General features: G+C 53.6%; 21 protein-coding genes. 14 read left to right on the forward strand and 7 right to left on the reverse strand.

The genetic code is table 11. The features are described 5' to 3' along the window. Positions 1–4 precede the first annotated feature (4 nt). The 9 genes from kdsC (at position 5) to npr (ending at position 5,991) form a co-directional block, all read left to right on the forward strand. Complete coding sequence (kdsC, locus tag P2R09_RS18770) at positions 5–571, forward strand: 3-deoxy-manno-octulosonate-8-phosphatase KdsC (protein WP_275771920.1); 567 nt, start codon at positions 5–7, stop codon at positions 569–571. Continuing rightward, complete coding sequence (gene lptC, locus P2R09_RS18775) at positions 568–1,140, forward strand: LPS export ABC transporter periplasmic protein LptC (RefSeq protein WP_008925408.1); 573 nt, start codon at positions 568–570, stop codon at positions 1,138–1,140. Before kdsC ends, lptC begins: the two co-directional genes overlap by 4 nt. Further along, positions 1,115–1,666 (forward strand): lipopolysaccharide ABC transporter substrate-binding protein LptA, encoded by a 552-nt coding sequence (gene lptA, locus P2R09_RS18780; RefSeq protein WP_033762313.1) that lies wholly within the window; start codon positions 1,115–1,117, stop codon positions 1,664–1,666. The genes lptC and lptA overlap by 26 nt, the downstream gene beginning before the upstream one ends. Before the next feature lie 5 nt (positions 1,667–1,671). After that, positions 1,672–2,397 carry an LPS export ABC transporter ATP-binding protein gene (lptB, locus tag P2R09_RS18785; RefSeq protein ID WP_003851107.1) on the forward strand — a complete coding sequence of 242 codons (726 nt, stop codon included), beginning with the start codon at positions 1,672–1,674 and terminating at the stop codon, positions 2,395–2,397. A gap of 48 nt (positions 2,398–2,445) precedes the next feature. Next, positions 2,446–3,879, forward strand: coding sequence for an RNA polymerase factor sigma-54 (gene rpoN / locus P2R09_RS18790; RefSeq protein ID WP_008925406.1), 1,434 nt, complete (start codon positions 2,446–2,448; stop codon positions 3,877–3,879). A gap of 21 nt (positions 3,880–3,900) precedes the next feature. Next, positions 3,901–4,188, forward strand: a complete 288-nt coding sequence (hpf, locus tag P2R09_RS18795; protein ID WP_003851111.1) for a ribosome hibernation promoting factor — start codon at positions 3,901–3,903, stop codon at positions 4,186–4,188. A gap of 152 nt (positions 4,189–4,340) precedes the next feature. Further along, positions 4,341–4,820 carry a PTS IIA-like nitrogen regulatory protein PtsN gene (gene ptsN / locus P2R09_RS18800; RefSeq protein WP_008925405.1) on the forward strand — a complete coding sequence of 160 codons (480 nt, stop codon included), beginning with the start codon at positions 4,341–4,343 and terminating at the stop codon, positions 4,818–4,820. Between the two features lie 47 nt (positions 4,821–4,867). Beyond that, positions 4,868–5,722 carry an RNase adapter RapZ gene (gene rapZ, locus P2R09_RS18805; protein ID WP_003851114.1) on the forward strand — a complete coding sequence of 285 codons (855 nt, stop codon included), beginning with the start codon at positions 4,868–4,870 and terminating at the stop codon, positions 5,720–5,722. Then, on the forward strand, positions 5,719–5,991 hold the full coding sequence (gene npr / locus P2R09_RS18810) for a PTS phosphocarrier protein NPr (protein ID WP_003851116.1): 273 nt from the start codon (positions 5,719–5,721) through the stop codon (positions 5,989–5,991). The genes rapZ and npr overlap by 4 nt, the downstream gene beginning before the upstream one ends. Positions 5,992–5,994: 3 nt before the next feature. On the opposite strand, the gene mtgA is transcribed toward npr, so the two are convergent. Both mtgA and arcB read right to left on the reverse strand, forming a co-directional pair. Beyond that, entirely contained in the window at positions 5,995–6,714 is a 720-nt protein-coding gene (mtgA, locus tag P2R09_RS18815; protein ID WP_275771928.1) for a monofunctional biosynthetic peptidoglycan transglycosylase, read from the reverse strand. 887 nt (positions 6,715–7,601) lie between these two features. Further along, positions 7,602–9,935, reverse strand: a complete 2,334-nt coding sequence (gene arcB / locus P2R09_RS18820) for an aerobic respiration two-component sensor histidine kinase ArcB (protein ID WP_275771930.1) — start codon at positions 9,933–9,935, stop codon at positions 7,602–7,604. 889 nt (positions 9,936–10,824) lie between these two features. Between arcB and P2R09_RS18825 the strand changes: the two genes are divergently transcribed. Next, positions 10,825–16,356 (forward strand): glutamate synthase-related protein, encoded by a 5,532-nt coding sequence (locus P2R09_RS18825; RefSeq protein WP_140916121.1) that lies wholly within the window; start codon positions 10,825–10,827, stop codon positions 16,354–16,356. A 185-nt stretch (positions 16,357–16,541) separates the two neighbouring features. Next, on the forward strand, positions 16,542–18,299 hold the full coding sequence (locus P2R09_RS18830; RefSeq protein WP_008925402.1) for a sulfite reductase subunit alpha: 1,758 nt from the start codon (positions 16,542–16,544) through the stop codon (positions 18,297–18,299). Between the two features lie 112 nt (positions 18,300–18,411). Here P2R09_RS18830 and sspB read toward each other — a convergent pair whose 3' ends face one another. The 5 genes from sspB to zapE all read right to left on the reverse strand — a co-directional run bounded on the left by sspB (position 18,412) and on the right by zapE (position 22,065). Further along, entirely contained in the window at positions 18,412–18,897 is a 486-nt protein-coding gene (sspB, locus tag P2R09_RS18835) for a ClpXP protease specificity-enhancing factor (protein WP_003851133.1), read from the reverse strand. A gap of 3 nt (positions 18,898–18,900) precedes the next feature. Next, complete coding sequence (sspA, locus tag P2R09_RS18840) at positions 18,901–19,542, reverse strand: stringent starvation protein SspA (protein WP_003851135.1); 642 nt, start codon at positions 19,540–19,542, stop codon at positions 18,901–18,903. Positions 19,543–19,873: 331 nt separating this feature from the next. Beyond that, a complete protein-coding gene (gene rpsI / locus P2R09_RS18845) occupies positions 19,874–20,266 on the reverse strand; it encodes a 30S ribosomal protein S9 (RefSeq protein ID WP_008925401.1) in 393 nt (130 codons plus the stop codon). A gap of 15 nt (positions 20,267–20,281) precedes the next feature. Continuing rightward, positions 20,282–20,710, reverse strand: coding sequence for a 50S ribosomal protein L13 (gene rplM, locus P2R09_RS18850; protein ID WP_008925400.1), 429 nt, complete (start codon positions 20,708–20,710; stop codon positions 20,282–20,284). 227 nt (positions 20,711–20,937) lie between these two features. Continuing rightward, on the reverse strand, positions 20,938–22,065 hold the full coding sequence (gene zapE / locus P2R09_RS18855) for a cell division protein ZapE (RefSeq protein WP_033743099.1): 1,128 nt from the start codon (positions 22,063–22,065) through the stop codon (positions 20,938–20,940). A 178-nt stretch (positions 22,066–22,243) separates the two neighbouring features. Here zapE and zapG point away from each other — a divergent pair, with 178 nt between their 5' ends. The 3 genes from zapG (at position 22,244) to degS (ending at position 25,280) form a co-directional block, all read left to right on the forward strand. Further along, positions 22,244–22,645, forward strand: coding sequence for a Z-ring associated protein ZapG (gene zapG / locus P2R09_RS18860; protein WP_003848291.1), 402 nt, complete (start codon positions 22,244–22,246; stop codon positions 22,643–22,645). A gap of 110 nt (positions 22,646–22,755) precedes the next feature. Beyond that, positions 22,756–24,129, forward strand: coding sequence for a serine endoprotease DegQ (gene degQ / locus P2R09_RS18865; RefSeq protein ID WP_008925399.1), 1,374 nt, complete (start codon positions 22,756–22,758; stop codon positions 24,127–24,129). A gap of 89 nt (positions 24,130–24,218) precedes the next feature. Then, positions 24,219–25,280 (forward strand): outer membrane-stress sensor serine endopeptidase DegS, encoded by a 1,062-nt coding sequence (gene degS / locus P2R09_RS18870; RefSeq protein WP_003848295.1) that lies wholly within the window; start codon positions 24,219–24,221, stop codon positions 25,278–25,280. The last annotated feature ends 129 nt before the right edge of the window (positions 25,281–25,409 follow it).

A 25,409-nucleotide genomic window follows, 5' to 3' on the forward strand; every position in this document is an offset into this window, starting at 1 on the left:
GAAAATGCAACAGGCAACTCCCCCGATTGAAACCTGCTATGGCCCGGTGAGCGCTGATGTTATGGCACGCGCCAGTAACATTAGTCTGCTGATCTGCGACGTGGATGGCGTGATGTCCGACGGGGTGATCTACATGGGAAATAATGGCGAAGAGCTGAAGGCATTCAACGTACGGGACGGTTATGGTGTGCGGTGTTTGCTGACCTCTGATGTAGAAGTGGCTATTATTACCGGCCGTAATGCCCGTCTGATGGAAGATCGCTGCAAAACGCTCGGCATCCGTCATCTTTATCAGGGACAATCGGATAAGCTTTTGGCCTATCGTGAACTTCTGGATAAACTGTCTCTTTCCGACGACCAGGTCGCCTATATTGGTGACGATCTGATCGACTGGCCGGTTATGGCGAAGGTGGGATTAAGTGTGGCAGTGGCGGATGCACACCCGATCCTGTTGCCACGCGCCCACTACGTCACGCGGATCGCTGGTGGACGCGGCGCGGTACGCGAAGTATGTGACCTGATATTAATGGCGCAGAACAAATTTGAGGATGCCAAAGGGCAATCAGTATGAGTAAAAGCAGGCGTTGGATAACGCTGATTCTGACCTTGATTGCACTGGTTTTGATCGGCTGGAATCTTACTAACCAGGATGACAATGGCACGCCCGTCGGACCCGACAGTCAGTCGCCGACCTACACCAGTGCTGATTCACACACTGTGGTTTATAACCCGCAGGGCGCGCTGTCATATAAACTGGTCTCTGACAAAGTGACCTATTTCTCGGATGACGAGCTGAGCTGGTTCGAAAATCCGGTGATGACCACTTATGATGAGAATAAAATCCCTACCTGGACGTTACGCGCCGATAAAGCAAAGCTCACCAAAGATCGTATGCTTTATCTGTATGGCCATGTTGAGCTGAATACGCTGACGCAGGATTCTCAGCTTGAGCGCATTAAAACTGATAACGCACAGATCAACCTTGTCACTCAGGATGTTACCTCTGATGATCAGGTAACATTGTATGGACGCAGTTTTAACTCCACCGGCATGAAAATGCGCGGCAATTTACGGACAAAAAACGCCGAGTTAATCGAGAAGGTCAAAACCTCATATGAAATTCAAAATGAACAAAAATAGCCTGAAGCTTTTACTGGCCAGCATGTTGCTGGCAACCAGCGTTCCGGCGCTTGCCCTGACCGGTGACTCGGATAAGCCCGTCAATATTGACTCGCAGAATCAGGCACTCGATTTGCAGGGCAATGTCGCGACCTTTACCGGCAATGTCATCGTGACGCAGGGTTCAATCAAAATCACGGCGGATAAAGTCGTGGTGACCCGTCCCGGCGGCGACAGCAAGAAAACCATCGTTGATGCCTACGGCAACCCCGCTACGTTCTATCAGATGCAGGACAGCGGCAAGCCGGTTCAGGGCCATGCCTCAAAGCTGCACTACGAACTGGCTAACGACTTCGTTGAACTGACCGGCAATGCGTTCATTGAGCAGCAGGACAGCAACATCAAAGGCGATCGTATTACCTATCTGGTAAAAGAGCAGAAAATGCAGGCTTACAGCCAGGGCCAGAACAAGCGCGTCACTACCGTCCTGGTGCCGTCGCAACTTCAGGATAAAGGTTCGTCCAACAGCGGAAAGAAGAGTAACTGATAGCTATGGCCACATTAATCGCAGAAAACCTGGCGAAGGCATATAAAGGCCGTCGCGTGGTAGAAGATGTCAGTCTGCAGGTAAAGTCCGGCGAGATTGTCGGCCTGCTGGGTCCGAACGGCGCCGGTAAGACCACTACCTTTTACATGGTGGTCGGTATTGTCCCGCGTGACGCTGGCCGTATCATTATTGATGATGAAGATATCAGCATCCTGCCGCTGCATGCCCGTGCGCGTCGTGGCATCGGCTATCTGCCGCAGGAGGCCTCCATTTTCCGTCGCCTTAGCGTCTACGATAACCTGATGGCGGTACTGCAGATTCGTGATGATCTGACAGAAGAACAACGCCAGGATCGCGCCCGTGAGCTGATGGAAGAGTTTCACATCGAGCACCTGCGCGACAGCATGGGTCAGGCGCTTTCGGGTGGTGAGCGACGTCGTGTTGAAATCGCACGCGCACTGGCCGCTAATCCTAAATTTATCCTGCTGGATGAGCCTTTTGCCGGTGTTGACCCGATCTCCGTCATCGACATCAAGAAAATTATTGAGCATCTGCGTGACAGCGGCCTCGGCGTGCTGATTACCGACCATAACGTGCGTGAAACCTTAGCGGTCTGTGAGCGGGCTTATATTGTCAGCCAGGGACACCTGATTGCGCATGGCACACCCAATGAAATTCTTGCGGATGAGCAGGTTAAGCGGGTTTATTTGGGTGAAGAGTTCAGACTCTGATAAGGTGTCGTTAATACCGATGTTTACCTGGGAACTACCATCCTGTCTATGAAGCAAGGTCTACAACTCAGGTTCAGCCAACAGCTGGCAATGACTCCACAGTTGCAACAGGCGATTCGTCTGCTGCAACTCTCTACGCTTGAACTCCAGCAGGAGTTACAGCTTGCACTCGAAAGCAATCCGCTGCTTGAGCAGACTGATCTGCATGAAGAGATCGACTCCAGGGAATCGCCGGAGTCTGAGGCGCTGGATACACGCGAAGCGCTTGAGCAGAAAGAGATGCCCGATGAACTGCCGCTGGATGCCACCTGGGATGAGATCTACACGGCGGGCACGCCTTCCGGCACCGGCACCGATTATCAGGATGACGAGTTACCGGTTTATCAGGGTGAAACGACACAGTCACTGCAGGACTACCTGATGTGGCAGGTTGGATTGACGCCTTTCAGTGATACCGATCGCGCTATTGCCACCTCTATCGTCGATGCTATCGATGACACCGGATATCTCACCGTTTCGCTTGAGGAGATCCTGGACAGTATCGGCAACGATGATCTCGAAGTGGATGAAGTGGAGGCGGTGCTGAAACGCATCCAGCGTTTTGACCCGATGGGTGTTGGTGCGCGCGACCTGCGTGACTGTCTGCTGGTGCAGCTGTCGCAATATGCGCCCGACACACCGATGCTGGCAGAAGCACGCCTGATCGTCAGCGAGCATCTCGACCTGCTGGCCAATCACGATTTCCGTAGCCTGATGCGAGTGACGCGCCTCAAAGAGGATGTACTGAAAGAAGCGATGGTGCTGATTCAGTCGCTGGACCCGCGTCCGGGTCAGTCGATCAATACCAGCGAGCCGGAATATGTCATTCCCGATGTCCTGGTGCGTAAAGTCGGCAGTCGCTGGACGGTTGAACTCAATGCCGACAGCTTGCCACGCCTCAAGATCAATCAGCACTATGCGGCAATGGGCAGTTCAGCGCGCAACGACAGCGACAGTCAGTTTATCCGCAGTAATCTGCAGGAAGCCCGCTGGCTGATTAAGAGTCTGGAAAGCCGCAATGATACGCTGCTGAAAGTGACGCGCTGCATTGTTGAGCAACAGCAGGCGTTTTTCGAGCAGGGTGAAGAATTTATGCGTCCGATGGTGCTGGCAGATATCGCCCAGGCCGTTGAGATGCATGAATCGACCATTTCTCGCGTGACCACGCAGAAGTATCTGCACAGTCCCCGTGGCATTTTTGAACTAAAGTACTTTTTCTCCAGTCATGTGAATACGGAAGGTGGTGGCGAAGCCTCCTCAACCGCGATTCGTGCGCTGGTGAAAAAATTAATTTCGGCGGAAAATCCAGCCAAACCCTTGAGCGACAGTAAACTGACCTCCATGTTATCTGATCAGGGGATTATGGTGGCACGGCGTACCGTCGCCAAATATCGTGAGTCTTTATCCATCCCGCCATCGAACCAGCGTAAACAACTGGTTTGAAAGAAATGAGAAGGAAGACCTATGCAGCTGAACCTGACCGGGCAACATGTTGAAATCACGCCGCCTCTGCGTGAATTCGTCAACGGGAAATTTGCCAAACTGGAACACTATTTTGAACATATCAATCAGGTCTATATTGTCCTGAAAGTTGAGAAAGTCACTCAGGTGGCTGATGCAACACTCCACGTGAATGGTGGCGAGCTGCACGCTACATCGGAAGCGGAAGATATGTATGCGGCAATTGATGGGCTGATCGACAAGCTGGCCCGTCAGCTGACCAAACACAAAGATAAACTGAAAAAACACTAATCTTCACGCTAGCAACGCGCGCCTGGCGCGCAGAGCCGACAGGATGGGGCGGATAATCCGCCCCGTTTTGTCATCTGAGCAAGCACAGCTTGTCTCAGAGGTAATGACGCGCTGGCGGCGAATGGCCTGGTGAACACGCAAGTGAAATGATAATGAACAACGATCTTACACTGGAATTGAGCACAGTGCTTTCGCCAGACTGCACCCGCAGCGGCGTACACTGCCAGAGCAAAAAACGTGCGCTGGAAATCATCAGCGAACTGGCCGCTAAGCAGCTCAACCTGCCGCACCAGACGCTTTTCGAAGCGATCCTGACCCGCGAACGCATGGGCAGTACCGGTATTGGCAATGGGATCGCGATCCCTCACGGCAAGCTGGAAGAGGATACGCTGCGCGCGGTTGGGGTCTTTATCAGCCTCGAACAACCGATTGCATTTGATGCCGTCGACAACCAGCCGGTCGATCTATTGTTTGCTTTACTGGTCCCGGCCGACCAGTGCAAAACACACCTGCACACCCTGTCACTGGTGGCGAAACGTCTGGCAGATAAAACGGTCTGCCGTCGTCTGCGCGCTGCCCAAAGTGATGAAGAGCTCTACGCCATTATTACGGAAATCCAGACAGAGCAGTAACACGTCTTTACCGGCCAGGTGCCGGTTTTAAAACGGGAGAAAAGGTCATGGTGCTGATGATCGTTAGCGGTCGTTCAGGCTCGGGGAAGTCAGTGGCGCTCCGTGCGCTGGAAGATATGGGGTTCTACTGTGTTGATAACCTGCCGGTCGTGCTACTGCCTGAGTTAGCTAACTCGCTGGCGGAGCGTAATATTTCGGCAGCAGTCAGCATTGATGTTCGTAACATGCCAGAATCTCCGGAAATTTTTGAAACCGCGCTGAATAATCTGCCTGACTCATTTTCACCTCAGCTGCTGTTCCTGGACGCCGATCGTAATACACTGATTCGTCGGTACAGCGATACGCGCCGTCTGCATCCCCTTTCCAGCAAGAATCTGTCGCTGGAGAGCGCGATTGACGAAGAGAGCGATCTGCTGGAGCCATTGCGTTCGCGGGCCGATCTCATCATCGACACCTCAGAGATGTCAGTGCACGAGCTGGCCGAGATGCTGCGTACCCGCCTGCTGGGTAAACGTGAACGTGAGCTGACCATGGTGTTTGAATCCTTTGGCTTCAAACATGGCATCCCTATTGACGCTGACTATGTGTTTGACGTGCGCTTTCTGCCCAATCCCCATTGGGATCCCAAGCTGCGGCCGATGACTGGCCTCGATCGCCCTGTGGCGGCCTTTCTTGATCGGCATACAGAAGTGCATAACTTTATCTACCAGACGCGCAGCTACCTTGAACTCTGGTTGCCGATGCTGGAAACCAACAACCGTAGCTATCTTACCGTAGCGATTGGCTGCACCGGCGGCAAACACCGCTCAGTCTATATCGCTGAACAGCTGGCGGATTACTTCCGTTCGCGTGGTAAGAATGTACAGTCACGCCATCGTACGCTGGAAAAGCGCAAATCATGACCGTCAGACAAACTGTAGAAATTAAAAATAAGCTGGGCATGCACGCCCGTCCGGCAATGAAGTTATTTGAGCTGGTGCAGAGCTTTGATGCCGAAGTGTTGCTGCGCAATGAAGCGGGCACGGAAGCTGAAGCCAGCAGCGTGATTGCGCTGCTGATGCTCGACTCAGCCAAAGGCGGACACATCGAAATTGAAGCCAGCGGGCCGGAGGAAGTTCCGGCACTGGCTGCGGTCATTGAGCTATTTGAAGCGGGTTTCGACGAAGACTAAGGCCTAGTCGAGTTTGTTACGCTGTAAAAAACCTTCTCCGCCAAGCTGGCGCATCTGACGCAGTATCCACTGTTGCCGTTCTCTGACATAACCTGAGGGGGCAGCAGCACGATAACGAATCGGATTGGGCAAAACCGCCGCCAGCAAAGCAGCATCTGCTGCCGTAAGCCGGCTGGCAGGTTTATGGAAATAGTGCTGTGAAGCCGCTTCAACGCCAAAGATACCCGGCCCGAACTCCGCGATATTGAGATAGACGGTCAGAATGCGTCGCTTAGTCCAGACCGTCTCAATCCCGACTGTCAAACCCGCCTCCAGACCTTTGCGGATCCAGCTGCGGCCATCCCAGAGAAACAGATTTTTCGCCGTCTGTTGTGACAGCGTGGACGCTCCGCGCATCCGGCTGTCGCTGTTATCCAGTACAGATTCAATTGCCGCAACATCGAAGCCCCAATGCTCAGGAAACTTTTGATCTTCTGAGGCGATAACCGCCAGTCCCATCCAGGGCGACATCTCGTCATGGCCGACCCAGTCTGAATGGGCGACATAACTAAAATCACCGTGTAACCAGGCACCCATCTGTCGTTCAGCCATCACGGCTGAAAACGGCACCGGCAGGAATGAAAAGAGTAAAATACCTGCCAGCCATGCGCCCAGCCATACCAATACGATTCGACCAACAATACGTCTGATACGCTGTCCGACGCTTCCTTTATGCTTGTTCATGCAATCTTCCCACACTTGTTCCAGACGTTAATCAATCACTCATGTAATCACTGCCACTAACACAGGCTTTTTACGATTATCGCTGAAAACGGGACGACAGTTTCCAGACTTTATTCAAACATTTTGCATCAAAATGCTGCAACAGTTCGAAATAGTTCAAGGACTTCCGTAAAAAAGGAATCGGTTCCATTTCTTACCTTTGCTTAGGCGCTTTCCAGATAAACAGTTAATAAAGAGTAATAAGCGCCGGATTGAATCATTCGCTAAATTTAACTATTATTTTTTTCTTAATCAGATGCAGTTTAAACCTTAATCAGAATCTTCGTTATAACGCTCAAATAAACAGCGCTTAACTGACTCCCTCCTGGCCATTATGGCACTGTTAGCTTCCTTTAAAGCCTCAGGTATCCGGACGGGAAAAGGAGAAAGTTTTAGATTCTTTTTAATCATTCCAAATCGTTTTGGATAATTCGTATCACTTCAGGCTGTGTGCTTGCAATATCAGCGCGTTAGCCACACTGAAGAGGTAAATGTTAACGCTGGCTTACTTTACTGCAGCGCAGACTCTGCATCCCTGTCCGACAGCCTTAAAACTACACGAAAAAGAGCAAATATGGTCAAAATATCATCAATACAGCGTGTAAAATGATTCCTTACTTGACTGTGTTGGCAAATTAATGTTTTCTGTATTTAAACGCTGCTCAATATCACAAATTTTAATGAATCTTGTCGCACGAGAAGATGAATTTGCTAAGGTGATGACAGTGTTAACCAATACCCTGCGGCTGCATTAATTATTCATATCATAGCGGTCGCAATGATTTCCCTGGTGTTGGCGCAGTATTCGCGCACCCCGGCCTCGGCTGGGGTCATTTTTTTCCGGGATATCACTTCTCCTGCTCTGACACCCAGTCACGCAGTACCTGCACATCATGTCGCCACTCCTGTTTCAGCTCATCGATCCATTCAACAACATTGTCCCACCATGCCGGTAACTCCGGACTCTGAATCTGTTTCGCCAGCATCTGTAGACGCTGCAGCCCTACTGAACCCGCCGCACCTTTAATTTTGTGCCCTTCTTCAGCAATCCCTTTCTGATCACGGGCCATCAGATTGGATTCCAGAACCGCAAGATAGTCTGGCATCATTTTTTCAAACATCGTCAGACTTTGGGTTATCAGACCGGGGCCGACCAGTTCGATATACTGTTCGAGCATGGCAACATCCAGCAGCATCCGATTTTTGTCATCGCTGACATCAAGCGTTTCTTCTTCAGCTTCTGCCTGATAATCCCAGTACTTTTTAATCATCGTAGTCAGTGCTGGCACCGCAAGAGGCTTGCTAAGCACGTCATCCATGCCTGCGTCGAAGTACTCTTTTTTGTCTTTGAGAACATTGGCGGTAAGTGCAACCAGCGGTGGCAGATGTGTTCCCTGATACTGCTGGCGAATCGCACGCGAGACATCCAGCCCGGTCATATCAGGCAATTGAATATCCAGCAGCACCAGATCAAACTCCAGCGGGTCAAACATCGCCAGCGCCTCACTGCCGGTCATAGCGACCTCAACGCTACAGCCCAGCTTTTCCAGTACTGAGCGCGCCACAATTACGTTGAGCTCAATATCTTCGACTAACAGTACGTGCAGTGCAGGCAGTGGCAGGCTGTCATCCACACCTTCGTCCTCCACCTCTTCAGCAATACGCGGGGCTTTGATTTCAACGGTGAAGCATGAACCTTGTCCTGGTGCACTGTGGACCCGGATATCCCCGCCCATCGCCTGCGCCAGTCGGCGTGATACCGCCAGCCCGATACCGGTACCGGTTGCGGGTTTGCCGCCATGCTGGTCTTTAACCTGATAGTACATGGCAAAAATCTTGTCCTGCTCGTCCTGGCGAATCCCCATGCCGGAGTCCTGCACCTCGAAGCGCAGCGTCTCGTCCTGCTCATAGGTGACCCGCACGACAATTTCACCCTGTTGGGTAAATTTCACGGCGTTACCAATCAGGTTCCACAGAATCTGGCGCAAGCGGGTCCCGTCGGTGGAAATCATATGCGGCAGTGGCAGTTGCGGCGCGAGCACAAATTTCAGCCCTTTTGGCTGAGCCAGCAGGCCGGAAAGATTTTCTAAATCGGCCAGGAAGCCGGTGAAATCAAGCGGCTGATTATCCAGCTGCACTTTACGGCGTTCGATTTTGTCCACCTCAATGACATCATTAAAGATGTTGCCCAGCGTGATGGCAGAGACGTGGATGGTTTTCAGGTATTTCAGCTGTTCCTGATTAAGGTCGGTATCCAGCAGAATACGGCTCAGGCCAACAATGCCATTAAGCGGCGTACGAAGCTCGTGGCTGATCGTAGAGATAAAGGTGGTCTTCTCCCGGCTGGCGTTCTCTAACGCGTCCTGATAGCGCTTACGCTCGGTTATATCGCGGCCAAAACCCATTAGCCCGCTGCGCTTACCCACCCGGTCGTAATAAGGCACTTTACGGATCTCGAAACAGGCTTTGCGCCCGTCGGGATATTGCAGCCACTGTTCATAGGTCAGCGAGACGTTGTGGCGGAATACTTTTTCATCTGTTTCAAGCACCTTCGTTGCCGCTTCATCATCGTAGATATCACGCGGAGTCAGGCCGATCAGCTGCTTTTCGCTTTTGCCGGTCAGTAATTCCATTGCACGGTTACAGCCGGAGAACTGTTTATCGATGTTGCGATAGAAAACCAGGTCTGGCGAAGCATCCAGGAATGAGCGCAGGAAGGAAGATTGCTGCTCCAGCTCAATCTGAGCCTGCTCACGACGCGTCACCTCTTCACGCAACTTGTCCATCACCTGCTCACGAGCCAGCTCCGCCTTTTTACGGTCGCTGATCTCCTGATTCAGCTGCGTAATGGTCTCTTTCATCTGCTGATTGAGTTCCAGATCACGTGTGCGCATCTCTTCCAGCTTGTCCACCAGCCTGGCCAGTCGTTGTCGTGACTCTTCAAGCTGATCGACCACGACGGACAGGAAATAGACTGCCCAGGGCGTAATCAGCAGCCCGAAGAAGACCGAACGCACCACGTCAATACTCTCAACATGGCCCCGCAGCACCATCGTGACCGCCATCTGGACAATCATCGCCAGCACCACCAGCGCAGACGCCAGCAGCAGCGAAAACCTCACCAAACCCAGCTTGACCATTAAATCAACGTAGTACTGCGCCAACAGACGAATTTGTTTCATAACAACTCCCTGGATGAGAAACAGCCTCATAATAGCGCAGTTACCCTGCTGACGTCGCAGCACGTCGCAGGGAGAAGCGGGATAAAACGCCCTGTTATGGTGCATCCGCGCGGCCGATCGGCGACGTTAAGGACAAAGCGGTTAAAACCCTTGACTGACTGTGCCAAATGAATAATCTGTAAGGCCGCCAGCGAATCACCGATTTCTCTGTCCGGCCTTTTTTCAATATCCTGGCAGCCTCCTGCTGCGCAGGCACACCTTTCATATATGCATACTCATTCATCTTTAATGATGTTTTACGCACGCTCATCCTGATTAATTTTTCTTATAACCAATGGCTGTTTCATTCAAATAGTCGGACATAAGAAAAACAGATACATGCTATGCATCAACGGTGTTGAACAGCATTTAATGCTGTATAACACCCCGTCACCAGCATGGTGCAGAGATCTGATGCCTGCACTACAGTGAGTCAGTTCACATTTATCGGCCGATCGACGGGTGCCAAAGTGATACATTTTAAACCATAAAAATCATTTAATTCATAAAGTTATATACATTAAACACCTGATTACCCCGTCTGACCACGCCATTTGACCTGATTACGCTTTCCCGATAAGTTGGAAATCCGCTGAAAGCTTTCCAGACGGGCCATTGTCTCGGCATATCTATGCAACAAGAAGACTCCCGCGTGGTTTAAGTCATCTCCTTTAAGAGACCGTAAATCAGAGAGCAGCTCAATTAAGGACGTTTTACCGATGTCTGGAGAGAAATGCTCAGGGCTATGACGCGCGCTCGACAGAGCATGGCGATGAAAATGATAGCGCCCCAGTGCGCCCAGACCCTGAATCAGTGCAGGTAATGTCAAAGCAGTTTAAGGAGACCCTCAATGTCCACTAAAAAACCTCAATCCTATGGCTTGTATGATCCGACAGCAGGCAGTGACAGCTGTGGTGTAGGTTTCATTACGCGTAAGGACGGCGAGCAGACCCACGAGATTCTGCAGATGGCACACAGCGCTCTGTGTACCGTGCCTCACCGCGGCGGTATGTCCGCGGAAGGCGTCGGCGATGGTGCGGGGGTCAACGTTGATCTGTCGCTGCACTTCTTCCGCAAAATTACCGGCCAGCCGCTGGAAGCGGGTCGCTTTGGTGTCGGCAACTTCTTCGTGCCAAAAGATGCCGGGCTGCGCGCGAATGCCGAACGTCTGGTGGATGAGGCACTCAGCAGCTTTGGCCTGCCGGTGATCATGAAACGCGACATGCCGCTCGACAGTAGCGTGACGCGCCCGGCCGCCGTGCAGTTTCAGCTACCGATTTTGCAGTGGATTTTCACTGCGCCAGAGGACGTGGTCGACCAGAACGACTTCGAAAAACGTATCTACCGCGCCCTGCTGACCATTGAAGCCCGTGCGTTTACCGAAAGCGAATTTGGCGGTCTTTATCCGCTGTCGCTGTCATCACGCACCCAGGTGTTTAAAGCCCGTCTGAATTCCAATGAAGTGATCCCTTACTTCAAAGATCTGACCGATCCGGACCATCAGGTACGCGGGCTGTTCTTCCATACCCGCTTCTCCACTAACACCGATCCGCATACCACCATGGCACAACCGTTCCGCCTGATGGCGCATAACGGTGAACTGAACACTGACCGCAAAAACCGCATCGCCGAGTCGGCGCTGGCGCTGGCGCGTGGCAAGAAAATCGTCCGGCCAAAAGGCCAGTCTGACAGTTCGCGTCTGGATCAGAGCATCCACAGCCGTCTGATGGAAGATAACCTCGATCTGATCACCGCCGTGGTCTCGATGATGCCGCCCGCCTGGGAAAATGACAGTTCTCTGCCGACAGAAGTGCGCGACATGCTGGAGTATTTCTCGCTGTATGAAGAGAAGAACGACGGCCCTGCAGCATTAATCTTTGGCAATGGCGAAGTCATTGGTGCTCGTCTGGACCGTCTTGGCCTGCGTCCACTGCGTTCAGTCGAAACGGCTGAGTATATCGGTGCAATGTCAGAAGCCGGGCAGATCGCGTTTCCACCTGAAAGCGTGTTGCGTCGTGGCCGAATCGAAGCGGGCGGCATGCTCTATTTCGATCATCGTGAAAAACGCAGCTACACCACGCTGCAGGCGCTGGAAAAACTGGCTGCAGAGAAAGATTATTCTGCGTTGCTTCGCGAAGCGCGCGTCGGTCTTGACGATCTGCCTGAGATCCCGGCAGAGCAGCAGGGTTCACCGTTACGTTATCGCGGCGACCTGAAAACCTATCAGCGCTTTGTTGCCTACTACTACAACCAGGAAAGCTTCAAGTTCATGATGGACCCGATGCTGAACACTGGCGCAGAGAAGATCTCTGCGATGGGTTACGGCAACGCAATTAATGGCTTATCCGATCATGAAGGCGGCATGGCGCACTACTTCTCTCAGCGCTTTGCTCAGGTAACCAACCCACCGCTGGACTCTATCCGCGAAGTGGACGGTATGACGCTGCGCGTCGCGCTGGGCGCAAAACCGCATCTGGGCCGCAGTAAAGGCCGTCAGATTGTGGTGCCGAGCCCCATCCTCAGCCACCTTGATATGCTGCGTTTACGTGAGCAGAAAATCGCGCCTTATGCCCGCTTTGAGATGCTCTATGAGCCCGTGATCGGTAAAGATTTGCTGAGCACCACGGCTAACGCGAATGCGCTGGAAAAAGCGATTGATGATCTGGCGCAACAGGTTGTGGATTTTGCCCGCTCTCAGGGTGGCATTGCCGTACTGACCGATCGCCACATCTCGTCGAAACACGCGGCGATCCCGATGTTGCTGGTGGTATCCGCCATTAACCAGCGTCTGGTGCAGGAAGGCCTGCGCCTGGATGTCTCTCTGGTGGTAGAGAGCGGCCAGAGCATCTCCTCGCACCACATTGCCGCCACACTTGGTTTCGGTGCTTCCGCTATCTATCCACTGGGCGTACAGATGCGCGCAGAGGAGAAATTTGGTGAAGGTGAAGAAGGCAACAAAGCCTTTAAACGCTATGCCAAAGCGGCTGAAAAAGCGCTGATGAAAACCATGGGCAAAGTGGGCCTCTGTACCGTTGAGAGCTACAGCAGCGGCGAGTTCTTTGAGCCAAACTTCCTCAACACCGATGATCCGGTGTTGAAAAAGTATTTCCCGAATATCAGAACACCGGTGGGCGGCGCAGGCTTCGCAGCAATCGCGGCGATGGCAGTAGACTGGCACCAGAGCGCACTGAAGATTCAGGGTGAATCTGAAGTGCCATTGCTGGGCCTGTTTAAAGAGCGTGCAGAAGGCGCGGGGCACTCTTACGGCACCATCGCCGTACGTACTTTCATCGACATGACTGAAGAGCCGATTCGCTTTGCCGACAAAGCGCGCGAAGAGGACAACTTTATCCGCCTGATGACGCTGGCAAAACTGGATAACGCGTTTGGCATCAAGCCCGAAACGTTCAAAGACAGCAGCTTCGAGCGCATCCCGGATGACGTCATCAACAATTTTGCCATTACTGCCGATTATCGTCAGTTCTCAAGCCTGATGTACGAAGAGCGTAAACGTCGTCCGGCGGCCCTGCGCGACATCCTGACCTTCCCGGCTGATTTGACACACATCGACAGCGAAGCGGAGTTCCGTCGCAAACTGGGACGCTACTCGCTGACCAACAACGGCTTTGCGATTCGCGGCATGGTGTGTGAAGCGGTGGATGGCAGCCTGAATCACTTCATGCTGCGTCTGACCGATGCCATTGAAGGTCTGAAGCCTGAGAGTGAGCGCCTGGAAAACCTGTCTCGTGCTCTGAAGTTCCGCTTCGGCGACGATATTGAGAGCAGCGAAGTGGTTGAAGGCGGTCTGAAAGTGACCGCATACGGTAAAGCGGCAGATTATCTGTCACGTATCTTCACCACCCTGCCCTCACTGCCGCTGAGCGACGTACAGCCAGCCTGTGAAATTACCCGTACCTTTGCCTCCGGCGCGATGAGCCACGGTGCGCTGGTTGCGCCTGCTCATGAGGCGGTTGCACACGGTACGAATATGGTCGGCGGCATGAGTAACTGCGGTGAAGGCGGTGAGCATTACTCCCGTCATGGCACTATCCGTGCCTCACGTATCAAACAGCTGGCTTCCGGTCGTTTCGGCGTCTGGGCTGCCTATCTGGCAGATCCGATGCTGGAAGAGCTGGAGATCAAAATTGGTCAGGGTGCGAAGCCTGGCGAAGGCGGACAGTTACCCGCAGCCAAAGTCACTGTCGAGATTGCGGCTGCGCGTGGCGGCACGCCTGGCGTTGAGCTGGTTTCTCCACCGCCACATCATGACACCTACTCCATCGAAGATCTGGCGCAGTTAATCCACGACTGTAAAGCCGCGCGGGTACGGGTTATCGTCAAACTGGTCTCGTCTGAAGGCATCGGCACCATCGCGGTTGGCGTGGCCAAAGCGGGTGCAGATGTGATTAACGTGGCGGGTAACACCGGCGGTACAGGCGCAGCGTCTGTCACCAGTCTGAAATACACCGGACGCGTAGCCGAAATCGGCATCGCTGAAGTCCACCAGGCGCTGTGCGCCAATGGTCTGCGCGATAAAGTCCTGCTGCGCTGCTCTGGCGCGCAACAGACCGGCAGCGATGTCGTGAAATCTGCCCTGCTGGGCGGCGACAGTTTCGAGTTCGGCACTACCGCGCTGATGATGCTGAAATGCGTGATGGCGAAGAACTGTAATGTGAAGTGCCCGGCTGGCTTAACCACCAATGCCGAAGCCTTTGATGGCGATCCACGTCAGCTGGCGCAGTACTTCCTCAACGTGGCGCATGAAGTGCGTGAGATCCTGGCACGTATGGGTCTGCGTTCTTTGCGTGAAGCGCGCGGTCGCTCTGACCTGCTGCACCTGATGGATCACCCGCTGGAAGTGGGCAAACTCGACTTACGCGCCATGCTCACCGTGGTGCCTGAACTGAAAATCGACAAGCCGGTTTATCTGGAAAAAGATTTTGAACTGGATGATGGCTGGATTGAGCAGCTGAAACTGTCGCTGGTGGAGCAGGGAAATCCTGACGTCGCACTGGGCGATGGCATCGTGCTGAATAACCGCAACAAAAGTGTCGGTGGTCAGCTGGCTATCGATATCGAACGCATGCTGAACCATCAGTTGAGCGCGGAGCAGTTAAACCTGATGCCTGCTGTCATGACTGACGATCGCGGTCGCCGCTATCTGGCGCCTGAGAGCGTAAAAATTTCCACAACCGGCTCTGCCGGCCAGTCATTTGGCGCATTCTGCAACGATGGCATGCAGCTGGCCCACTATGGCACCTGTAATGACGGTGTCGGCAAAGGACAGTGTGGAGGCGAACTGATTGTGATGTCGCCGGGTGGCGGCGCGCAGGATGCTGATGGCAACGTGCTGATTGGTAACTTTGCGCTGTTCGGTGCAACCGGCGGACGTCTGTTCGTACAGGGCCAGGCCGGTGACCGCTTCGCGGTGCGTAACTCAGGTGCAACCGCCGTCGTTGAAGGCGTGGGTGACTTCTGCTGTGAATATATGACCAACGGCGCCATTCTTAACCTGGGCACCTTTGGTAAAGGATTTGGCAACGGCATGAGTGGCGGCTTTGCCTACCAGTACGATCCCTATGGATCGCTGGCAAGCCACGCTGCCGGGGACTCTGTGCGGTTTGGCTCCATTGCCGACCAGGATGAGATGGCGCAGGTGCATAAGCAGGCGGTACTGACCATGCTGAACTGGCATCTTGAGGCAACGAAATCACCACGTGCTGCCTGGCTGCTGGAAAACTGGGAAACAGAGTGTCATCACTTCGTTTATGTGATGCCACGTTCGCTGCTGCTCTATCAGGATGGCGGTGAGATCCTGAAAGCCAAGAGCCGTAAAGATCTGCTCGAAGAGCTATCAACGGCGCTGGCAGGTCATCAGGTTGCCAAGTTTAAAGCCGCGTGGCGTCAGGGTAAAACCATCGCCAACGGTGCCGTACCGGCCTATGGCGCGACCGATACGCAGGAGATGTTTGTCCTGCTGAACAATTACACCGTGCTGAGCTTTGCCCAGCAACTGGCACTGGCAAAATTGCCGAAAGGCACGTCAGTTGAAGATCCGGCGGTAGAAAAAGCGGTGCGTAATCTGCTGATGACGGAAGACTTTTCGCTGGTCAGTAAGCTGCAGCGTCATGCCCGTTCCGCCATCGAGAGTTACAGCGATGACGAACTGGCGAGTCTGATTGGGACCAAACGCATGTCAGATTACAAAGCGGCGCTGACGCAACGTAATATCCGCTCCATGGACAGCCTGGCAACCTACGGCTGGATCATGTATCAGGATGCCTGTAACCGGGAAGTGCTGGGTCATCTGCCTGACTTTGAAGAGCTGTTTGCACGTGCGGCATTGCCGGAAATCGCCGCTGCGGTGGGTAAACTCTCCTGACAGTGATACTGATCAGGCTGAACTGAATATTATTAATTGATCATTGCCCGGATTAATCGTTGTACCGGACAGATGCAAAACCGCTCTCCCCTGCTGCAAAATCTGCGGCACGGGAAAGCGGAACGGCTGTCACACCGGACAACGCCACTGATATCGGGCGAGAACGGGATTGAGTAAACGTACCCATGAAAATTCCTTATATTCCAGAAGATGCACCTTTTAATGGCGATCAGAAGTACTGGCTGGCTGGCTTTCTTGCGGGGCTTCACTCCCGTTTGCTGGTGTTAGAAGACAAACAGCAACCTGCCGCAGGTACGGGTGCAGCCGCGACCACGCAACTGCACATTCTGTATGGCTCGCAGACCGGCAATGCCGAAGCGCTGGCGCAGACCGCAGCAAAATCTGCCCGCGCGAAAGGGCTGGTTCCGGTGGTTCAGGCGCTGGGCGATGTCGATCTTGATGTGTTCGCCACCATGCGCCATGTGCTGATTGTTACCTCGACCTATGGCGAAGGGGAAATGCCGGACAACGCACAGCTATTCTGGGATGCGATTTCTGCCAGTACCGCACCGCGTCTGGAGCAGATGCATTTTGCCGTGCTGGCGATTGGCGATACCGGTTACGACGGCTTCTGTCAGGCGGGCAAGTTCATTGATATGCGCCTTGAGCAGCTGGGCGCGAAACGCGTGGTTGATCGTATCGATTGTGATATTGATTATGAAGAGCCTTCCAGCGAATGGCTAAACAGCTCAATGCCACAGTTTGCCGCCAGCGCGGGCAGCAGCGGCACCGTGCTGGAGAGTGCACCTGAAGCGCCTGTGATTCCTGGCAGCAATAAATCGAATCCGTATGCCGCCGCACTGATCACCAACAAGCGTTTGTCAGGCGAGCAGTCAGCAAAAGATATCCGTCATTTCGAATTCGACCTGTCGGACAGCGGTCTGAAGTATGAAGCGGGCGATGCGCTGGGCGTGATTCCGGTCAATGAACCGTCGCTGGTCAGCCTGCTCCTGACTCAGCTTAATGCTGATTACCAGACACCGGTGCCCGGCTTCGACCGCAGCCTCGGCGACCTGCTGACCTACCAGTTTGAGATTTCAGAGCCGTCGCGCAAGTTGATCGAATGGGTCGGACAGAACACCACCAACCAGGAACTGCGTCATGTGTTACAGCATGATGATAAAGATGCGCTGGGCGTGTGGCTGTGGGGCAAAGATACGCTCGACCTGCTGCAACTTGAACTGACGCGCTCGCTGGCGGTACCTGAATTCGTCGCTCTGCTGCGTCCGTTGCAGCATCGTGCTTACTCCATTTCGTCCAGTTCTAAAGCCCATCCTAACCAGGTGCATCTGACTGTTGCCTCAGTGCGTTATCACAGCGGCGGCCGTAATCGCGGTGGCGTCTGCTCCACCTATCTGGCCGAGCGTGTGCGTCGTGGCGAGAAACCCGCCATCTTTATTTCACCCAATAAATCGTTCCGCGTGCCGGCTAACAACAGCGCACCGCTGATCATGGTGGGACCCGGTACCGGCATCGCCCCATTCCGGGCCTTCCTGCAGGAGCGTCAGGCAACCGGCGCGCAGGGAAAAAACTGGCTGTTCTTCGGCGATCAGCATCAGGAACATGACTTCATCTATCAGGATGAATTACTTGCCTGGCGGGATAATGGCTTGCTGACCCGCCTGGATCTGGCGTTTTCACGCGATCAGGAGAAGAAGATCTACGTGCAGAGCCGGATGCTTGAGCAGGGTGCAGAACTCTATGCCTGGCTGCAGGAAGGGGCTTACTTCTACGTCTGCGGCGATGCATCGCGCATGGCGAAGGATGTGGATAACGCGCTGTATGAAGTGGTTCGCCAGTTTGGTGGGCTCTCCACCGAGCGCGCTGCAGACTACGTGGATCAGCTGAAGAAAGAGAAACGCTACCTGCGCGACGTCTACTGATAGCAAAGGTGTGCTGAAAGAAATCCGGCTTGCGCAGGCAGCCGGATTTTTTTATCTCTTTTTTATGAATAACAGGCAAAAAAATACCCGTCGGATGGACGGGTATTCACGGCTATTTCACTACACGGAGTGAAGGGCGTCCGCCACGAGGCGGTGGATCGTCGTCAGGCGGTGTCTCGTCATCGCGGGCATCGTCAGGACGATCGCCATCAATCACGGACATCATGGTCTCTTCCTGACCCTCTGACGTCTCCTGCGTACCCAGCTCGTAAGCAGGTTCAGGCTCAAACATCGTCCCGGCACCGTTTTCACGCGCGTAGATTGCCAGAATCGCCGCCATCGGCACATTAACCTGGCGAGGAACACCACCAAAGCGCGCATTGAACGACACCTGATCATTCGCCAAATCAAGGTTACCCACCGCGCGTGGCGCGATGTTCAGGACAATCTGACCATCACGCGCATACTCCAGCGGCACCTGCACACCGGGCAGATTAATATCGACCACGAGGTGCGGCGTCAGCTGATTGTCGAGCAACCAGTCATAGAAGGCGCGAAGCAGGTAGGGACGACGTGCAGTAAGTTGCGACATTTCCATACGTTAAGCCCGGGCTTGCAGGCGCATTTCACGTTCAGCTTCAGTTAATGAAGCAAGGAAAGAGTCACGCTCAAATACGCGGTTCATGTAGCCTTTCAGCTCTTTTGAACCTGAGCCAATCAAATCGATGCCCATTGACGGCAAACGCCATAACAGCGGTGCCAGGTAGCAATCGACCAGACTGAACTCTTCGCTCATGAAGTAAGGGGTACGACCAAACAGGGGTGCGATAGCCAGCAGCTCTTCACGCAGTTGCTTGCGTGCTGCTTCAGCTTCCTGACCCGTGCTGTTCTCAACTTTCCGCATCAGGCTATACCAGTCCTGCTCGATGCGATGCATCATCAGGCGGCTATCACCACGGGCAACCGGATAAACCGGCATCAGTGGCGGATGCGGGAAGCGCTCATCTAAGTATTCCATGATGATGCGTGATTCATACAGCGTCAGCTCACGATCTACCAGCGTCGGTACCGTGCGATACGGATTGAGGTCAATCAGATCCTGCGGCAGGTTATCCATTTCGACCTGCTCGATCTCTACGCTGACACCCTTCTCCGCCAGGACGATACGTACCTGATGGCTGAAAATGTCAGTAGGACCAGAAAACAGCGTCATTACCGAACGTTTGTTGGCAGCGACAGCCATGAAAACCTCCAAGTTTGTTCACAAAAAGATACTGCAAATAGCCAACCACACGGCGACTCACTTGCTTATCGAACTCGCACGCAACCTGGTTAGCCGCGCCGTAGATACTGACGCCCCGACAGTGGGAAGGCGCATAACGCACCGGCCTGCGGGCGCAAAGTGACACAGAGTTTACCAGATTTTAGGCTACTTGTGGGCGTGGAATGAATGTTTGCAGGTAAATTGAGCGCGACGTTACGGTTTTCGCCGGGAGTTGAGGGGACGGCAGCAAATAAAAAACCCGCCGAAGCGGGTTTTTTGAGCCAATTGTCGCAGCCGGAGCTGCAAACAATTAACGCTTGGAGAACTGAGGACGACGACGTGCTTTACGCAGGCCGACTTTCTTACGTTCAACCTGACGCGCATCACGAGTAACGAAGCCTGCTTTACGCAGTTCGCCACGCAGTGATTCGTCGTATTCCATCAGAGCGCGGGTGATACCGTGACGGATCGCACCAGCCTGACCAGAAATACCGCCACCTTTAACAGTGACATACAGATCGAATTTACCAACCAGGTCCAGCAGCTCAAGCGGCTGACGAACTACCATGCGGGCAGTTTCGCGACCGAAGTACTGTTCCAGAGAACGTTGGTTAATTACGATGTTACCGCTACCCGGCTTAATGAATACGCGAGCGGTAGAGCTTTTGCGGCGACCAGTGCCGTAGTTTTGAGTTTCAGCCATTGCCTTTAATCCCGATTAAATGTCAAGAACTTGCGGTTGCTGTGCCGCATGGGTGTGCTCGTTGCCTGCGTAAACTTTCAGTTTACGATACATAGCACGACCCAGCGGGCCCTTCGGCAGCATGCCTTTAACCGCGATCTCAATCACACGCTCAGGACGGCGAGCAATCATCTCTTCAAAGGTCGCCTGTTTGATACCACCGATGTGACCAGTGTGGTGATAGTAGATCTTGTCAGTACGCTTGTTGCCGGTTACAGCAACTTTTTCTGCGTTCAGAACGATGATGTAATCACCAGTATCAACGTGCGGAGTGTATTCCGCTTTATGCTTACCACGCAGACGGCGCGCCAGTTCAGTCGCCAGGCGACCCAAAGTTTTGCCCGTTGCGTCAACTACAAACCAGTCACGTTGGACGGTTTCTGGTTTAGCTGTAAAAGTTTTCATCGAAAAGCTTACCCAAATTAAGTTACACGTTGGTGAAATCCCAAACGCTTAAGTAAACGAATGAGGCTCACACGACCATTTTGACCAGCAAGCCACCCCTTCGGATAGAGTTACTGGAACACAGAGGATTCGGGAAAAAAATCCTTTGCTGTAACGTGGGGTCGCAAGATTATAGAGAAGTCGGTTACAAAAATCGAACCCTATTTCGGTATTTATCCTGTTTATTCTCACGGCAGGTGCGGCAAACGCAGATACTCTTCGCTCTGCATCTCCTGAAGCCGGGATAAACAGCGCTGATATTCGAATTTCAGCCGCGTGCCCTGATAAATCTCGGTCAGTGACGTCTCCGCCGCGACTACCAGCTTCACATGACGTTCATAGAACTCATCGACCAGCGCCAGGAAACGGCGCGCCTGATCTTCGGTTTTATAGATCATTACCGGCACGTCATACAGCAGCACGCTGTGAAAACGGCGCGACAGCGCAATATAGTCATGCTGACTGCGCCCTTCACCGCACAGGGTCTTGAAGTTAATCGCCAGCACGCCTTCGCTGACACCCAGTGTCGGCATCTGGCGGTGATTAATCTCCAGCACCGGCGCCGCTTCTGGCTGGCTGCCCGACAGCGCTTTAAACATCCGCGTCATTTCAGCGTGCGTTTCCGGGTTCAGCGGATAGTTCCACAAGTGTGCGGAGGTCAGCGTGCGCAACCGATAGTCGATACCGGCATCCACGTTCATCACATCACAGTGGCGTTTTATCTGCTCAATGGCTGGCAGGAAGCGTGCACGCTGCAGACCATTGCGATAGAGATCGTCGGGCGGAATGTTCGAGGTGGCCACCAGTGCGATACCGCGTTCAAACAGCGCTTCCATCAGCGTGCCCAGTAGCATCGCATCCGTGATATCAGAGACAAAAAACTCATCAAAACAGAGGATGTCCGTTTCGGCTTTAAATTTGTCCGCGATAATCAGCAAGGGATCGCTCTGACCCTGGAGCTGCGTCAGCTCTTCATGCACCCGCAACATAAAGCGGTGAAAGTGCAGGCGCAGTTTTCGGTCGCCAGGAATAGACTGAAAAAAGAGATCCATGACCCAGGTCTTACCGCGCCCGACACCGCCCCACATATAGAGTCCACGTACCGGTTGCGGCGTCTCGTTTTTCTCTTTGCCGATCAATTTTGACAGGCGACCCAGCAGGCCAGATGCGGCTGGCGCGGCAGATTGTTGCCGGGCAACCAGCGCCTGCTGCAGCGCGTCTAAACGGGTAATTGCTTCGCGTTGTACGTCATCGGGCCTGAATTCGCCCTGCGACAGCGCCTGCTCATAGCGTGCAAGCGGAGTTGAGGTTTGCATTGTTGTTTCAAAGTCCCTGAATGGTGTCTGATTCATACCACGGTTGCTGAAAAAAAGGCCGTTCTACACTAAGCCATGCTGCTCCAGAGTTCCACATCCATAAGATTAACGGGTATAGTGACTATTATTGAAATGGTGCAATGCCCTACGGAACAATGGAAATAACACGGGAGTCATTATGACCTGGGAATACGGGCTAATTGGTTTAGTGGTAGGTATTATTGTCGGCGCAGTCGCCATGCGTTTTGGCAACAAAAAGCTGCGTGAGCAGCGCAGCATGCAGTATGAGCTGGAAAAATCGAAAGCGGAGCTGGCTGATTATCGCGAAGAACTGACCAACCACTTCGCGCAGAGCGCGGAGCTGCTGGACAACATGGCGCGTGATTATCGTCAGCTCTATCAGCACATGGCAAAAGGCTCCAATGACCTGCTGCCAAATCTGCCTGGGCAGAAAAATCCGTTTGCGTATCAGCTGACTGAAGCTGAAGCGGATAACGATCAGGTCCCGGTGCAGATGCCGCGCGACTACTCTGAAGGCGCATCGGGTTTACTGCGTGGCGAGCGCCCTGCCCGCGACTAATCTTTTTGGGGCGCAGCCTGTCTGCGCCCACTGAATTTGCGAACCCTGACCGCAAACGACTGTCACATTGATTAATTCCTCCCACCTTTTGCAGCGAGAGCGTTGTAGCAATGAAAAAACAAGCACGCCTGTTTAGCGCATTAGCCCTGAGTATTGGGATGAGTCTTGCCGCCGCGCCAGACGCGATGGCAACGCTGCCAGCACAAATTGCGGGCCAGCCGCTGCCGAGTCTGGCGCCGATGCTGGAGAAAGTGTTACCCGCCGTGGTCAGTGTTCACGTGGAAGGCACCGATTCAGGTGCACAGGCTCAGGATATTCCTGAACCGCTTAAGCGCTTTTTCGGCCAGATGCCTGGCGGGAATAGCCAGCCTCAACCGTTTGAAGGTCTGGGGTCTGGCGTCATTATTGATGCCGCCAAAGGTTACGTACTGACCAACAATCATGTGGTCAACGGTGCTGATAAGATCAGCGTACAGCTTGGCGACGGCAGCGAATATGACGCCAAACTGATCGGCCATGATGAGCAGACCGATATCGCGCTGATTCAGATTCAGGGCGCGAAAAACCTTACGCAGGTGAAAGTTGCGGATTCTGATCAGCTGAAAGTGGGCGACTTCGCGGTGGCGATCGGTAACCCGTTTGGTCTGGGACAGACCGCCACGTCCGGGATTATCTCTGCGCTGGGCCGTAGCGGCCTGAACCTGGAAGGGCTGGAAAACTTTATTCAGACCGATGCTGCGATTAACCGCGGTAACTCAGGCGGTGCGCTGGTCAATCTTAACGGCGAGCTGATTGGTATCAATACCGCTATTCTCGCCTCCAGCGGCGGAAACATCGGTATCGGCTTCGCCATTCCCAGTGATATGGCGATGAACCTCGCGCAGCAGCTGATCAAGTTCGGTGAAGTGAAGCGTGGTCAGCTGGGTATTAAAGGCACTGAAATGACGGCCGATATGGCTAAGGCCTTTAATGTCGATGCGCAGCGCGGTGCCTTTGTTTCTGAAGTCTTACCGCAGTCTGCCGCACAGAAAGCGGGCGTGAAGTCAGGCGATATTATTACGTCCATCAACGATAAGCCGATTACCAGCTTCGCTGAGTTGCGCGTAAAAGTCGGCACCACACCGCCAGGCGAACAGGTCAAACTCGGCCTGCTGCGTGAAGGGAAACCGTTAACGGTTACCGTCACGCTGGAGCAGAGCGCCCAGACTACCGCGAGCGCACAGCTGATGTCCCCTGCGCTTCAGGGCGCAACCCTGAGTGATGGACAGACGAAAACCGGGGATAAAGGCGTGAAGGTCGATACCATCGAGAAAGGCACACCCGCTGAGCAGGTGGGTCTGCAGAAAGATGATGTGATTATCGGTGTTAACCGCAACCGGGTTCAGACCATTGCTGAAATGCGTAAAATACTGGAGGGTAAACCGCCGGTGCTGGCTCTGAATGTAGTGCGTGGCGATGAAAGTATCTATCTGTTGTTGAGATAAACCTCGCATTACGGCGGACACAAGCACGTGTGTGTCCGCCGCTCTCATGCTATTCTCCCCTGCGATCTCCCCTGGCGTGATTTAACACCATGTTTCTTAAACTCTTGCGTGCCGTGGTGCTGGGCCTGATTGTGGCGGGTATTTTGCTCGCAGCACTGCCTGCACTGCGTATGGGCAGCGACGCCCTTTATAACCACGAAAATATTACCGACGAAACGCCCTTTAGCTTCAATCAAGGGGTGCGACGCGCCGTGCCTGCTGTCGTGAACGTTTACAATCGCAGCGCCCACACCAACAACAATCGTGGGATCACTACCCTGGGTTCAGGGGTGATCATGAATGTTAAAGGCTACATCCTTACCAACAAGCATGTTATCAACAATGCTGATCAGATCATCGTGGCGCTGCAGGATGGCCGCTTCTTTGAAGCGACGCTGGTGGGTTCCGATGGAATGACCGACCTGGCGGTTCTCAAGATTACGGCCTCCGGCCTGCCGGTTATCCCGATTAATCCAAACCGTCAGCCGCACATTGGTGATGTGGTGATGGCGATCGGCAATCCTTACAACCTCGGTCAGACGGTGACGCAGGGCATTATCAGCGCCACGGGCCGCGTAGGTCTGAGTTCGTCAGGCCGACAGAACTTCCTGCAGACCGATGCCTCAATCAACCAGGGTAACTCCGGCGGTGCGCTTATTAACTCGCTCGGCGAGCTGATGGGTATTAATACCCTGACCTTTGATAAGAGCAATGATGGTGAAACACCGGAAGGAATTGGTTTCGCCATTCCAACGGTCTTAGCCTCAAAAATCATGGATAAGCTGATTCGTGATGGTCGGGTCATCCGCGGCTATATCGGCATTACCGGGCGTGAGTTACCGCCGCTGCATGGACAGGGCAGCAATCTGGATCGGGTTCAGGGCATTATTGTCAGTGTAGTCACACCAGACGGGCCCGCAGATAAAGCCGGGATTCAGGCCAACGATGTGCTGCTCAGTGTAAACGGCAAGCCGGCCATCTCCGCGCAGGAGACGATGGATCAGGTGGCAGAAATTCGCCCGGGTTCAGTGATTGAGGTTCAGGTGCTGCGCAACGATCAGAAACTGACGCTGCCGGTGACCATTCAGGAATTCCCGGACAATAGTAACTAGCTAAAACCGGAGCCAGGTCAGGGATGGCCCAGCTGATCGCAAAGAAGGCCGCCATCCATGGCGGTCGGCCTCGCCATCCTGGCTCGGACGCTTTGCTCTTCATCCGGGCCAACCCTTCCCCACTATTCC

It is taken from the genome of Pantoea sp. Cr_R13 (genome assembly GCF_029222565.1).
Lineage (GTDB): Bacteria > Pseudomonadota > Gammaproteobacteria > Enterobacterales > Enterobacteriaceae > Pantoea > Pantoea eucalypti.